General features: G+C 59.5%; 13 protein-coding genes and 1 tRNA gene. 9 read left to right on the plus strand and 5 right to left on the minus strand.

The features are described from left to right. Positions 1-75 precede the first annotated feature (75 nt). The 5 genes from ruvX to IH944_08745 are packed head-to-tail and all read left to right on the plus strand — an operon-like array spanning position 76 to position 4,345. Complete coding sequence (ruvX, locus tag IH944_08725) at positions 76-483, plus strand: Holliday junction resolvase RuvX (protein MCH7904633.1); 408 nt, start codon at positions 76-78, stop codon at positions 481-483. After that, entirely contained in the window at positions 467-1,537 is a 1,071-nt protein-coding gene (gene mltG, locus IH944_08730) for an endolytic transglycosylase MltG (protein ID MCH7904634.1), read from the plus strand. The genes ruvX and mltG overlap by 17 nt, the downstream gene beginning before the upstream one ends. Further along, a complete protein-coding gene (locus tag IH944_08735; protein ID MCH7904635.1) occupies positions 1,534-2,613 on the plus strand; it encodes a YqeG family HAD IIIA-type phosphatase in 1,080 nt (359 codons plus the stop codon). The genes mltG and IH944_08735 overlap by 4 nt, the downstream gene beginning before the upstream one ends. After that, positions 2,610-3,422 (plus strand): shikimate dehydrogenase, encoded by an 813-nt coding sequence (locus IH944_08740; GenBank protein ID MCH7904636.1) that lies wholly within the window; start codon positions 2,610-2,612, stop codon positions 3,420-3,422. The genes IH944_08735 and IH944_08740 overlap by 4 nt, the downstream gene beginning before the upstream one ends. Beyond that, the gene (locus tag IH944_08745; protein ID MCH7904637.1) at positions 3,419-4,345 is read left to right on the plus strand and encodes a threonylcarbamoyl-AMP synthase; all 927 of its coding nucleotides are present in this window, start codon (positions 3,419-3,421) and stop codon (positions 4,343-4,345) included. The genes IH944_08740 and IH944_08745 overlap by 4 nt, the downstream gene beginning before the upstream one ends. Here the strand turns inward: IH944_08745 and IH944_08750 are convergent. The 5 genes from IH944_08750 to IH944_08770 all read right to left on the minus strand — a co-directional run bounded on the left by IH944_08750 (position 4,342) and on the right by IH944_08770 (position 10,864). Beyond that, entirely contained in the window at positions 4,342-5,157 is an 816-nt protein-coding gene (locus tag IH944_08750; protein ID MCH7904638.1) for a hypothetical protein, read from the minus strand. The two genes, IH944_08745 and IH944_08750, sit on opposite strands and share 4 nt — an antisense overlap. Beyond that, positions 5,157-7,040, minus strand: coding sequence for an APC family permease (locus IH944_08755; GenBank protein ID MCH7904639.1), 1,884 nt, complete (start codon positions 7,038-7,040; stop codon positions 5,157-5,159). The genes IH944_08750 and IH944_08755 overlap by 1 nt, the downstream gene beginning before the upstream one ends. A gap of 13 nt (positions 7,041-7,053) precedes the next feature. Then, the gene (locus tag IH944_08760) at positions 7,054-8,106 is read right to left on the minus strand and encodes an amidohydrolase family protein (GenBank protein ID MCH7904640.1); all 1,053 of its coding nucleotides are present in this window, start codon (positions 8,104-8,106) and stop codon (positions 7,054-7,056) included. Continuing rightward, positions 8,103-9,032, minus strand: a complete 930-nt coding sequence (gene dprA / locus IH944_08765) for a DNA-protecting protein DprA (GenBank protein ID MCH7904641.1) — start codon at positions 9,030-9,032, stop codon at positions 8,103-8,105. Before dprA ends, IH944_08760 begins: the two co-directional genes overlap by 4 nt. A gap of 122 nt (positions 9,033-9,154) precedes the next feature. Then, positions 9,155-10,864 carry a PQQ-binding-like beta-propeller repeat protein gene (locus tag IH944_08770; protein ID MCH7904642.1) on the minus strand — a complete coding sequence of 570 codons (1,710 nt, stop codon included), beginning with the start codon at positions 10,862-10,864 and terminating at the stop codon, positions 9,155-9,157. Between the two features lie 210 nt (positions 10,865-11,074). Between IH944_08770 and IH944_08775 the strand changes: the two genes are divergently transcribed. The 4 genes from IH944_08775 to IH944_08790 all read left to right on the plus strand — a co-directional run bounded on the left by IH944_08775 (position 11,075) and on the right by IH944_08790 (position 13,300). Further along, positions 11,075-11,151: transfer RNA gene (locus IH944_08775), tRNA-Ile, on the plus strand. Positions 11,152-11,277: 126 nt separating this feature from the next. Next, the gene (sufS, locus tag IH944_08780; GenBank protein MCH7904643.1) at positions 11,278-12,492 is read left to right on the plus strand and encodes a SufS family cysteine desulfurase; all 1,215 of its coding nucleotides are present in this window, start codon (positions 11,278-11,280) and stop codon (positions 12,490-12,492) included. Further along, positions 12,489-12,932, plus strand: coding sequence for an SUF system NifU family Fe-S cluster assembly protein (locus IH944_08785; GenBank protein ID MCH7904644.1), 444 nt, complete (start codon positions 12,489-12,491; stop codon positions 12,930-12,932). The genes sufS and IH944_08785 overlap by 4 nt, the downstream gene beginning before the upstream one ends. Positions 12,933-12,940: 8 nt before the next feature. Next, a complete protein-coding gene (locus IH944_08790) occupies positions 12,941-13,300 on the plus strand; it encodes a DUF59 domain-containing protein (protein MCH7904645.1) in 360 nt (119 codons plus the stop codon). Positions 13,301-13,322: the final 22 nt, after the last annotated feature.

The following is a 13,322-nucleotide window of genomic DNA, read 5'->3' on the forward strand; positions in this document are numbered from 1 at the left end:
TCGGTGCCTAAACGCATTGATCCACCATGCGTCAAACTCTGGAGAGATGGACGACTTGGGAGGTGCAGGCGACCGATGAGGGTTCTCGGCGTCGATTTCGGCGGCAGGCACATCGGACTCGCTACAGGCGAGTCCGAATTCGGAATCGTGAGTGCGAAACCGAACCTCGACGCGTCTGGAACTCTAGCTCTCGACGCGAAGGCGCTTGTCGAGATCGCCGCTGCCGAAAACGCCGATGCCATCGTGATTGGACTAGCGCTTGATTCGGGCGAGGAGACTAAGATGTCGCGCGTATGCAGAATGCTTGGCGACGAAATCGTGAAGCTCGACAGACGGGTCGAGTACGTCGATGAGTCCCTGACCAGCGGCGAGTCGGAACAAGCGATGCAGGACGCAGGGCTGAAGGCTAGCGAACGACGAAGAAAGGTGGACGGCGAGGCAGCGTGCAGGATTTTGGAGAGGTTCTTTGACCAAGAGAGGTAAACGCTGGCTGTACTTTTCCGGAGGCCTGACCGTCGGCCTCGTGGTAGCCGGCCTCCTGACCCGGTCATGGTACATCGAGGGGTTGAGGCCGACCCCGCCGGGCGAAGAGTTTCTCATCCGGTACGACAGAGGGTCTACGTTTTTTGGCGCGGTCGCCGATCTTGCCCTGCGCGGCGTGATCCGCAACGAGCGCGTGTTTCTGCTGTACTGCCGCCTGCAGAAGAAAGGCGTGCCGCCGTCTTCTGGCACGTATCGATTTCACCCGGGAATGACGACCGACGAGATCTTGAAGGCGATGAATTCGCCGCTCGTGCAGATGGTGCGCATTCCTGAAGGCTGGTGGATCGCGCGCGCAGCGCAGGTGCTGGAGGACCACAACGTCTGTTCGGCTGAAGAGTACATTGCGCTTGCAAACGATCCCTCGAAGTTTGAAGACGCAGTCGACTTTCCTTTGCCTGAGGGTTCGCTAGAAGGGTATCTCTATCCCGACACGTACGACTTTCCTCCGCTGCTCGGTGCCAAGAACGTTATCCTGATGCAACTGCGGACGTTCGAAACAAAGGTGTTGGACGAGTTCGTTAAGTTATCCAAGTGGGACGAAGACGTAGGTTTGCGGGCGGGGTGGGCGCCACCAGATGTACGCTACTTCATCACTATTGCATCGATGATCGAGCTGGAGGCCGCAGTCGAGAAGGACCGGCCGATGATCGCCGGCGTGATCGAAAACCGCCTCAAGGCAAACATGACGCTCGACATAGACGCGACGATCATGTACGCGCTACAGGAGTGGCGCACGCTTGAAGCAGGGGAGACGCGAACCGTCGACTCGCCATACAACACGTACCGCAACAGTGGCCTGCCGCCGGGGCCGATCGGTTCGCCGGCGTGGCGAAGCATCAAGGCAGCGATAAACCCCGCCGAGCACGATTACTACTATTACTATGCGCCGCCCGGTAGCATGGAGCACATCTTCACGAAGAGCTACGACGAGCATCGCAGGGCGATTCGCAACCCTGACCAGTTCATTCCGCCAGCCGAGGTAGCACAGCCTTGAGCCGATTCCAAACCGGCAAGTACGCACGCGACGAAATGCCGAGCATGCTGCGCAAGTTCAGCCCGCACGAGTCTCTCGCGACAGTCCAAGAAGTGAACCTTGAAGCACTGAAGGCATCCGGCAAGACGTTGATCATGCTCGACGTGGACAACACGCTTCTGCCGTGGCGGGGCAACGACGTTCCGTCCGCCGTGTTGAAGTGGCTGGCGCAGGGGAAGTCCCTTGGCTTCCAGTTCTGCATCCTCAGCAACACCCGCCACCCGGAGCGTCTCAAGGTTCTGAGCGAAATGCTCGGCGTGCAGTACATCCGCGCGAAGTTCAAGCCGAGCAGACAGATGTACTTCATGGCGTTGGAAAGATACAACGTCGCTGCAGAGGAGGCGGTGATGATCGGCGACCAGCTCTTGACGGACGTGCTTGGCGCAAACCGCGCAGGGATCGACGCGATATGGATACGCCCTGTCGCCAAGCGCGAGTTTCTTGGAACGCGGATCGTCAGTCGGAACATCGAGCGCGTGATCGGTCGAGTGATCTTCGACTTCATCGAGCAGCCTGCGGGCAGCAAGCCGGGGTTCTTTCGTGGAGACCTGTTCTGGCAGGTTTTGAAGTTTGGCATCGTCGGCGGGTCATCGTTCGTGATCGACTACAGCATCAAGATGACTCTGCGCTTCGCAATACCGTACGGCGACGGTCAGATGAGCGACGCGCTTGGCCGGTGGTTGGTCGACAACCTGCCGACGCTCTTTGGATTCGCTGCTCGTGAGCCGATTCTTGCTGCCATAGTTCCGATCTCGGGCGTCGCAGCGGCGGTCGCGATCGTCAACAGCTTCGTCTGGAATCGCAGGTGGACGTTCAGGATTCGCAGCAAGGAGGAGCGAGGAATCCAGTTCGGGAAGTTCCTGATGGTAGCTGTCACTGGACTGGTCTTGAACACGGCGCTCACGACGTTCTTCTCGGCGGTTATGCCTGGCGGCGAAAGGTGGTCGTTCCGGCTTGCGATCATTTTCGCCGCTGCAACCGTTGCGGTATGGAATTTTACAGGTCAGCGCTTCTACGCGTTCAAGAAAACACCATGAACGAAGCACACGAATGGCGGAGCGCTCCCGCAGCAAAGTACGCGGTTGTCGGCGATCCCGTCGCCCACTCGCTCTCCCCACAGATGCAGAACGCCGCGTTCCGCGCGCATGGCCTGGCCGATGAATACATCGCTGTTCGCGTGCCGCTCGAGGAGTTCGACGAGGCGATGGAGCATCTCTTGTCACTCCGTTATTTCGGAGTCAACGTGACCATTCCGCTCAAGGAAGCGGCGTTCCGATGGGCGATGAACACTCCCGACTTGGAACGGCGCATGGGCGTTGTAAACACGTTGCGCCTCTCAGATCGCGAGGCGATCAACACAGACGCCCCGGGCTTTCTCGACGTAATCAAGTCCCTCGACGTTGCAACACCGTGTAGGCTGCTGTTGCTCGGCGCTGGGGGAACGGCACAGGCGTTCATAGTAGCGCTTGCGGACGCAGGGTTCGAAGTCGCGTGTTGGAATCGAACGCGCAAGAAAATCGACGCAGTGGTCGAACAGCGCGGCGTGTCCGCAACTGTCCTCGATGTGCCAGACCCAGATGGCTGTCAGATCATCGTCAACGCGACGTCGGCGAGCATGGCCGGAGAGAGCCTTCCCGTACTTTGGGACCAAGCGCCCGAGGGAGCCGTAGCTATCGATGTCTTCTATGCGGATGGGCCGACGGTGTTTCAGAGCGAAGCGCAGCGGTACGGTATCCAAGTCGCGTTGGACGGCAGAGCGCTGCTAGTTGCCCAGGGGGCCCGGTCGTTCGAGTGGTGGACGGGCAAATCCGCACCGCGAGAGGCTATGCTGAAAGCCGTTCAGTGAGGATAGAGAAGGCTACTACAGAGAGTATCAAGGAGGCCGCCCGCGTCCTGCGCGAAGGGGGGCTCGTCGTGATTCCGACGGAGACCGTGTACGGACTGGCCTGTGACGCACTGAACGTTGAGGCCGTTCGCAAGGTGTACGAGGTGAAGGGGCGCCCCACGGAGAATCCGTTGATCGTTCACATTGCGGACTTTGACAGCCTCGGCGATGTCGCGGAATCTTGGCCGGACGCTTGCGAGCGGCTTGCGGAGCGGTTCTGGCCGGGGCCGCTTACGCTCGTGCTCCCACGAAAGGCAACCGTGCCGAAGGAGACGACGGGAGGACTGGATACCATCGCAGTTCGAGTTCCTCAGCACCCGGTCGCCCTCGACTTTATCCGGGAGGTTGGCGGACCGATCGCTGCCCCAAGCGCCAATCCGTTCATGGGTCTGTCGCCTACTTCAGCCGACGCGATCGATCCTCAGATCGGCGAGGGCGCAGAGATGGTTTTGGACGGTGGGCGGTGCGACGTCGGGCTCGAGAGTACGGTCGTTGATCTCTCCGGCGATCATCCGCGCGTGCTGCGGCCCGGAGGTGTCACCCGGGCTCAAGTACAGGCGGTCGTTGGCGGCCCGCTTGGCCATCACCCTCCGCCAAACGTCAAAGCTAGCCCCGGAATGTACCCTCGGCACTACGCGCCGCAGGCGAAACTCATTCTTGTGACCGCTGTAGCCGACGGCCAAGTTGGACTGAAGCTTCAAGGTGAGCCGTGCTCGGGTCAGATTCGTATGCCGCTGGACCCTCGGGCCTATGCTGCCAACCTGTACGCGGCACTGAGAAGCCTTGATCAAGACGGCGTGCGTGAAATCGCCGTGGAGATGCCGCCGGAGTCGCCGGATTGGGAGGCCGTCTTGGATCGGTTGAAGAAGGCCGCCAGCGATTAGTCGCGCACCGCGCCGCGGACGATGACGACCGACCGGTTCACTCTCTGCAAGATGGCTGAGATCAGTTTAATGCCTTCTTCCTGCTGGTCAGGACTTCTTTTCGAAAGCGCAAAGATCACGCGAGCGGCGTCGACCTCTTCGGCCACGTCATGGATGAGTCCCGGCAGGTCCCTAGCCCGCTCTAAGCGCAGTTCGTGCGCGGTCTTGTACTGCTTCAACCGTTCCTTGCCAGTGTCGAACGCCCGAACAGCACGGTCTTCCAGCTCCGGCATCGGAGCCTGAAGCGGCAAGTTTCGCGGCACGATGATCGGGAATAGCAGAACGACCTTGGCAGGGAGCGTACTGACGAATTCGTTAGCGACGTGAAACAGCTCTTCGTCGCTCTCGTCGCCCGATAGCACGGCGAGGATTATGCGGTCGTAGGCTCGCACCTCCGGCTCTCGCTTCCGTTTTTTCGGTTCGTCGTCGTCGTTCTCGACCAGCAGGTCTAAGGATTTGCGCGCGGCCTCAACGGTCTCGGCGATCGGTAGTTGCGAGCGCACTTCGGGCACGCTGCGCAAGACTTCCAACATCTCCTCGGATACTGCTGCGACGACGATCCTTGCCTGCTTGTGCTCTGCGACGAAGTCGATGGCATCGTGAAACGTCTCCGCTCCGTCTGGCGTGATCTCCGTGATTCCGCTGCAGTCGATGATGACGCCGGTCGGATGACGCTTCAACGTCAGAGAGATCGCTGTGTGGATCGTCTCCCAAAAGTTCGAGCGCAACGCCCCTGAGAGGATGATCACGTCTTCGTACGATTCAACTATCATTAGAGGAAGTACCTCACGCTACTAATCACTACGTTCCGCCTCCCCCCGAGAGCCAGCTTCAAGAACAGTCCTACGTTGCTGTGCAGCAGGCTTTGCAATCGATTCCTGGGCACTGCCTCTGCTACGATCACCGTCACCATGTGGTTCGGGTCGTCTGCCTCTTCAATCGTTTGATCGACGTACTCTAGTATCGGTCGAATCAGTGATCGATACGGCGATTCCAATATTACCAGCGGCATGTCGGCGCCGATCTTCTGCCACTCCTCTTTTACTTGCGCAACACTGTCAGAGTCCAGGATGACGTGAACCGCGCGCACGTCGTCGGAAACGGTCCGCGAGTACGAAATCGCCTTGAGCACGCCGCGGTGCAGCCTGGGCACCAACAGCAAGACGGTTGTTGTGTACGTGACGGCCTCATCCCCCGGACGAATGTTCAGCTCTCGAGCGAGGTAATCGTAATGTCGTTTGATGCGAATGAAGCCGTACATCACCAGTCCGATCGCCGCTATAGTTATCCACGAACCCTCGGTCCAGCGCGTCAGCAATTGCACGATGACGACGGCTCCGCACACGATTGCGCCAAAGAGGCTCACGTACTTCTTCCAAGACGTCCGGCCCCGCTTCTTCCACCATCTCACCATTCCGGCCTGACTGAGGGTGAACGACAAGAACACGCCGATCGCGTACATGGGCAAGAGCGCGTGTGTGTCGGCCCGCATCGCGACGATCAGCACGATTGACAGGACCGCCAGCAAGATGATCCCGTTTTGGTAGACCAGTCGGTCTCCGAGCGAAGCGAGCTGCCGAGGCATATAGCCGTCGCGGGCGATGAACATCGAAAGGCGCGGGAAGTCGGCGTAACCGGTGTTTGCGGCCAAGACGAGGATCATGGCCGTCGCGACCTGAGTAGCGTAGAACAGCCACCCCTCGCCGACCATCTCGACGACGATCTGGGCTATGACGGGCCGGTAATTGGCGTCGGTGAATTCCATCGGCGTGATACCGAAGTAGTACGCTGCCCAGGAGATCCCTCCGAACAGGACGGACATGACGCAGCCCATGGCGACGATCGTCTTCGAGGCGTTCCGCGCCTCCGGCGCCTTGAACGCCATGACGCCGTCGGCGATCGCTTCCGTCCCAGTCAGCGCAGTGCAGCCGGCAGCGAACGCTTTGAACAGAAAGAGCGCCAGGAACAGCCCGGCCAGCGGTTTCATCGTCGCACTCGCGTCGAACTCAGGCATCGCTCGTTCAGCCCCGCCCATGGTCGCCTGCCAAACGCCAAGGCCGATGACAACGCCGATCAGGAGGATGAAAGAGTACGTTGGCGGCGCAAAGACCGCGCCGCTCTCCTTCGCACCGCGCAAATTGACAAATGTGATCCCGATGACCGCCGAGCACGCCATCAGAACCGCGAAGCTGTGCGTGCCGGGGGCCATGGCAATGATCGCGCTTGCTCCAGCCGAAACGGAAACGGCAACGGTGAGTACGTAGCCGATCAGCAGAGCGGCGCCAGCAACGAGTCCGAAGCTCTTTCCGAGGTTTTCTGAAGAGACCCGGTACGAGCCGCCGCCCTTAGGATACGCGTTGATCGTCTGATAGTAGCTGAAGATAACCGTCCACAGCAGCAAGATGAGCGCGCCGGAAATCGGGACGAGATACCACATTGCGCCAGGCCCTTGGGCCTTGAGCTGGTGCATAATCTCCTCGCTCGCGTACGCCGTCGACGAGAGGGCGTCGGAGGCGAACACGGCCAAAGCGATCGGGATCACCATTCGCTCGTGGCTGGCGAATCGTCTGTGTATCGGACTGCCGAGCAGCCGGTGACTGAGTCTGCCTAGGACACCCGTGCGAGAACCGCCGCTTTTGGTTTCCTCTGGCTTCATACGCACTGACCGATCATGGTTTCATCATTCGGCGCTCGACGATTCCCAGCTCTTTGTCCAGTTCCAAGTACACACTCGGCGGATCGCTAAGCCTCAGCGCAGACCTAGGGTTCAGGCAGCACGCGCGTATCGCGATTTCCGGGCCGAAGTCGTCGTGCAGGTTGCGGAATGCATCAAGGAGCGTGATGGCGCTGCCCGCTAGCGCGCCGTTCGACAGCAACCTCACCTCTTTTGGGCCAGTGACGCACTCCATTCCCCACATGTTCAGTTTTTGGCCAGGTGGCATGCCGGTCGCCATTGTACTGTCGCTGACAGCAAGGACCCCGCCAGGCGGCTTGCTCTTGAACAGAAGCCCTGCCGCCTCGGGGGACACGTGCAGCCGGTCGTAAATGAGCTCGCACCGCAGCGCGTCGTTGAGCAGCGCGTAACCGACGGTGCCAGCCTCTCGGTGGTGGAGGGGGCGCATTGCGTTGAACGTGTGAGTGGTGTGCGCTGCCCCGTGGTCGAAACCCGCACGCGCCTCGTCGTGCGTGGCGTTCGTGTGCCCCATGCTCGCGATGACGCCGTTGGAGTTGAGCTTGGCGATCAGTTGCAGGGCGCGAGGAGTCTCTGGCGCGATCGTGACGACCTTCAGCCGTGGGTCGTCCAGTATCGCATCCCACTCGCCGGGGCCATCGGGTGCTTCGCAAATGTGCTCCTTTGGCTGAGCTCCAGGGTACTCCGTGCTGATGAACGGCCCTTCCAGATGGAATCCGCCGATCAGACCATGATCTGGTATGTTCGACAGCGCGGTCGCAACGTCTGCTGCTGCTGCCGTCACCGTCGTGGGCAAGAACATCTCGTATCCGACTTCTTCGAGCCTCTCGCAAAGATCGAGCATATCGCTCTGGGAGGCTGACATGAAATCGATCCCGTACGCGCCGTGGATGTGAATATCGACGAAACCCGGGATCACGAGAGCGGAAGGCTGCTTGTCGACTCGCTTTATGCCGGGTGGCGTTACGGACCAATCGACTTCATACGTGCCGAATCCTTCTGAGCCTAACGTGTCTACGACTTCGTTCACGGCTTGATTGAATACCCTAGTTCCGTTTTTACAACCACCCCGTCCAACTCCATCAGCGTCAACTCGGAGAGAATCTCGGGTGACTCCAGCCCAAGCTCGCTGACGATCACGTCCGCAGGCTGCGGATTTGCCGACAGGACGTCGACGATGCTTTGCTGCACGCTTGTCAAGTCCCGTTCGACCGGTTCCTCTCCGAGCGGCTCAAGTTGCAGATCCTCCAAGACTTGATCCGGATGGTAGACGAGCGTCGCTCCGTCGCGAATCATGTTGTGCGATCCGCGGAAGTGCGGCATGTCGATCGTGCCTGGCACGACGTAGACCGGGCGCCCCAGCTCTGCTGCGGCGGTGCACGCCATGGACGCGCCCGACCTTTCGGGCGCTTCGACCAGTAGAACGGCCTTCGCCATGGCAGCGATCAGGCTATTCCTGATCGGGAAGCAGTACTCCAGGGCAGGCATGCCGACGGCGAACGGACTGACCAGGCATCCGGACTCTCGGATTCTATTGAACAGCGGCTTGTTCTTCGGGGGTTGAGCGTGTTCCACGCCGTTGGCGAGGACCGCGATCGTTGGTCCGCCTGCTTCCAAGGCGCCCTCGTGCGCTTGCGCGTCGATGCCCAGGGCGCCGCCGCTGAGAACGACCGCACCGGAGCGCGCAAACGCGCCGGCGAATTTTCGAGCAACAGCTTTGCCGTACGTTGTGGCAGCCCTTGTGCCGATGACGGCGATCATTGGCCGCTGTAGGACCGAGGCGTCGCCCCAAGCAAACATCGCCGGCGGACGGTTTTGTATGGCGAGCAGGTCCGGCCCGTACGACTCTTCTGTGACGATGTGCACCCCTGAGCGCACCGACTTCTCCAGCAGTTCGGGATCGATCTTCTGCATCTTCTGGCGGGCGCCGTCGCTGACATACCTATGTGATCTCAAGAAAGAGATTGGGTCAACGTTCGAAGTCCCAAGAGATTGAAGGATCTCTTGGGACTTCGATGCCGGCAACTCCGCGGCGAGCAGATACTGCCAAAAGAGTGTCGAGGGGCGATTTTGCGTGGTTATGCGCCTCCGCCGGTTCTTCCGCCTCCGCCTCCGCGTCCGCCACCGTAACCACCGCCACCGCCGCCCAATCCGCCGCGGTTGCCAGCATCGCCCGTGTTGTCATCCAGTCGTCTTGGACCGCCCAAGGCCGTACGGATATCGTTGTCAACGGTCAGCACGAAGGTTGTGGCGCTGCGATTGCCCATCCAGTCCGAGAGGCTGACGTTGATTTGCGCTCTGCCTTCAGCCATTGGCCGATTAACGGTGTTCGAGTAAATCCGAATCCAAATCCGCCCTTCGCGATCCACTTCGTGATTGTAGATCGTGCCGTTGATCGCAACCTGCAGCGTGTCGAAGTTGATTCCAGATCCTAGGTCTTGCGCAATGAATACGAGAATCGTCGGAGGTGCTCCAGAAATCTGATCGCCAGCGTTCGGCCACGCCATCCTCACGCTCGGAGGCGTCAGATCGACGCCGAATTTATCGTCGAATGAGAGGATGCTGCCATCGCGGGCAAGCATGAGCATGGTGTCGTCAACGATCGTTGGCGCAGCGGCTGCGATCACGTACTTGATTTCGATTTCAGCGTCGTCGCTGCTGCCGGCAGTTTGGCCCCCGCTTCCACCTCCTCCACCAAGGCCACCGTCTCCGGCCCGGCCAGTGCCACTGCCAGCACCGGCACCTGCACCGGTGCCGCCACCGCTCACCGTGTACTTAAGACCCTTGATCATCGGCGGTACGGTGAAGTTCCAAACGACGTCGCCAGTGACCGGATGGACCATGTTGACCGATCCGTTAGCGGTTGGCACGATTACGTGGTCGCCAGCGTACAGCGGGCTGGAAACTGGCAGCGATTCAAGGTCAACGCCGTTGCCGGTCATCAGGCGTCCGTTGCCGATATTGAGCGAGTAGAGGATTCCCGATTCTGTTACCACGGCAACTCCAGTTGTCGAGACGGCGGGCTCATATAACAGACGTCCTCTGATCAGCCTCTGCCAGATCGGGCGTCCCGAGTTCGCTCGCAGAGCGTTCACGTAGTTGTCCGAATTGAGATAGATCACGTCGCCGTAGACTTTCGCTCCGACCGTCGGCGACAGACGCGTGAAGCTCTTGACCCAGTTGATCCGGCGCGTGACGATGCTGATCGAGTAAATCTTTGCTGCGCTGGTGAAGACAATGACGTTGTCCTGCCATGTGTCCATCGAGGAGTACAGGCTTTCGCCTAGATTGATCGCGTTGGGCCAGATCGGTTGGCCCGTCGTCAGATTGACGGCCATGATTTCACCGCTCGCCATGCCGAACACGACGCTGTCAGCAGCGAAAACTGGAGTCGAGATGATAGAACTGTCCGCAAGGTAAAGCCACAGGCGTTTTCCAGTCTCCTTGTCGACGGCGTACACGGTCTTGTCATCGTCGGCGGCTATCAGCACGTCGCCGGCCAACATCGCACCGGTGAGAAAGTTGGTTTCGAGAGGCGCGCCCAGTGGGTACCGCCATATCTGATTGCCGGTCTCCAGGTCGAGGCAGTACATGCGCGACCCAACTGCCGCATATACGCGACCGTTCTCGACAATCGGAGAACCAGATGGCCGGGCGTTGATTCGCTCCGCCCAGCGCCAGGCGATAGGCGCAGGTCCGTCAAAGTCCGCTAAAGCCGTTCCTGCGAACGTCAACGCTAATATCGCCAACAGAAATCGCTGTATCAAAGCCATCGTAAGAATCTTCATCGCTACACGTTCCGTACAACCTGACTTACAGGAGTATATCGAGGGCATTGCGTGTTTGTCTATGCGCTCTGCTATTCGGACGCTCCATCGACGAGAATGGTCACGGCACACCAAGGACATGACTGACCGGGCCTAGTCGGGAATCAGGCCCGAACGACTCCCGGTGGACTCGGATTGAACCGACAATTCTGGTAGAATTCACCCGCTTGCGGGCCCGTAGCTCAGTTGGTTAGAGCGCACCCCTGATAAGGGTGAGGTCACGTGTTCGAATCACGTCGGGCCCACCAATTCTCATCAAACTTCCTTTTTTTGTAAAGAATCGATCAGGCGCGAGAATTCCAAGCTAAACTGAACTCGTGGAATCCTGCTCGCGATACTAGGGTTTCCGGTTCTTTGATATGCAGGCACAGCTTTTGGACGTTGGAAGAGTAAGAGATCAGTTTCCGGCCATTCACCAAACGATCAATGGTTATCCGTTGGCGTATCTGGACAGCGCGGCATCCGCCCAGCGTCCTGAGGTCGTGTTGCAGTCAATGGATCGGTTCTACCGCCATGACAACGCGAATGTACACCGCGGCGCCCATGCCTTGAGCGATAGGGCGACTGAGGGGTTCGAGCGGGCCCGCGAGAACGTCCGAGCCTTCGTCAACGCTGCGTCGGTAGACGAAATCGTATTCACGAAGGGGTGCACGGAATCTCTCAACCTCGTCGCCAGCTCTTGGGGAAAGGCCAATTTGCGCGAAGGCGACGAGATACTGATCTCAGGGCTCGAGCACCATTCGAACATAGTGCCTTGGCAGTTGGTGGCTGACGAGACGGGAGCGCGTTTGCGATCGATTCCCGTGACAGATTCGGCGGAGTTGGACCTCGAAGAGCTGGAGGGCATGCTGACCGAGCGGGTGAAAGCGGTTGCGGTCAAGCACGTGTGCAACGCAACCGGCACGATCTCTCCGATTCGGGAGATCGTCAAAATGGCGCACTCCGTCGGTGCCGTTGCCGTCGTCGACGGCGCGCAGGCGCTGGCGCACGTTCCGGTAGACGTCCAGGCGTTGGACGTCGATTTCTACGCGATGTCCGCCCATAAAGTGTACGGTCCGATGGGCTTTGGCGCTCTCTACGGTCGTAAAGAGCTACTGAATGCAATGCGGCCATATCAGGGCGGCGGAGGGATGATTAAATCGGTAGCGATAGGTGAAATCACATACGCAGATCCGCCGGGACGGTTTGAGGCGGGAACCCCGCACGTAGCCGGAGCCATCGGCTTTGGCGAAGCTCTCCTCTTCATCGGTGGAATCGGAGTAGATGCTGCAGCCAAGCACGAAGATGCGCTGATGCGAAAGGCGGAGTCGGCGCTGCGCGAACTCGGGGGCGTGCGAATTGTGGGCGAGGCGAAGAACAAAGCTGCCATAGTTTCGTTCGTCATGGACTGCGCTCACCCGCACGACGTCGGCACGGTCTTGGACAAGTACGGCGTCGCCGTTAGGGCAGGCCACCACTGCTGCATGCCGTTGATGAGAAGGATGGGCGTACCCGCGACCACGCGCGCGTCGTTTGCTGCGTACAGCACTGTCGAAGACGTCGATCAGCTGGTCTCCGCCGTCGCACACGCCAAGGAGATCTTCTCTTGAGCCTCAGCGATCTGTATCAAGAGATCATCTTGGACCACGGTCGCAAGCCGAGGAACTTTGGAGAGATCGAGAATCCAACCCACACGGCACAGGGCTTCAATCCCCTCTGCGGGGATCACGTAAAGGTCCAGATTACGGTTCAAGCCGGTGTGGTCCAGGAGATTCGGTTCTCCGGTAGCGGCTGCGCCATCTCGACGGCCAGCGCCTCCATGATGACCCAACTGGTCAAGGGCAAACCGGTCGAGGCGGCGCTCGAGCTTTTCGATCGATTCCACAAATCCGTTGTTGGTGCAGCAGACGGCGATTCAGACGACTTGGGCGAGCTAAACTGCCTCTCGGGCGTACGGCAGTATCCTAATCGAATCAAGTGTGCGACCCTGCCCTGGCACGCCCTGAAGAGCGCGTTGCTGCAAGACCCTGACCCAGTTACGACCGAGTGAAAAGACAAATGCCAGACCGAATTGATCGAGTGAAGGACGAAAACAAGCTGAATTCCATCGAGCGTTCGATGGTCGAGTCCGAGGTGATCGAGGCGATCAGGACCGTGTTCGACCCCGAAATCCCCGTCAACGTCTACGATCTTGGCTTGATTTACGGAATCGAGGTTGATGAGGCAGGGAACGTGGGAATCGACATGACGCTGACATCGCCTGCTTGTCCGGTCGCCGAGACGCTGCCGCTCGAGGTCGAAAACAGTGCGGCGGCAGTGAATCGAGTCAAGCAGTGCAAGGTCACCATGGTGTGGGACCCGCCGTTCACAATCGACAGAATTCCGGAACATATCAGGCTAGAGTTGGGCTTGATGTAAAATACAGCCGTAACCTTGCCAA

It is taken from the genome of Armatimonadota bacterium, assembly GCA_022563855.1.
Taxonomy (GTDB): Bacteria; Armatimonadota; Fimbriimonadia; order Fimbriimonadales; family Fimbriimonadaceae; genus JADFMN01.

Coding starts and splice junctions, on each gene's coding strand:
- IH944_08750 (MCH7904638.1), bottom strand. CDS start 5,157: ATGATAGTTGAATCGTACGAAGACGTGATCATCCTCTCAGGGGCGTTG.
- ruvX (MCH7904633.1), top strand. CDS start 76: ATGAGGGTTCTCGGCGTCGATTTCGGCGGCAGGCACATCGGACTCGCT.
- IH944_08755 (MCH7904639.1), bottom strand. CDS start 7,040: ATGAAGCCAGAGGAAACCAAAAGCGGCGGTTCTCGCACGGGTGTCCTA.
- IH944_08740 (MCH7904636.1), top strand. CDS start 2,610: ATGAACGAAGCACACGAATGGCGGAGCGCTCCCGCAGCAAAGTACGCG.
- IH944_08770 (MCH7904642.1), bottom strand. CDS start 10,864: ATGAAGATTCTTACGATGGCTTTGATACAGCGATTTCTGTTGGCGATA.
- IH944_08790 (MCH7904645.1), top strand. CDS start 12,941: ATGCCAGACCGAATTGATCGAGTGAAGGACGAAAACAAGCTGAATTCC.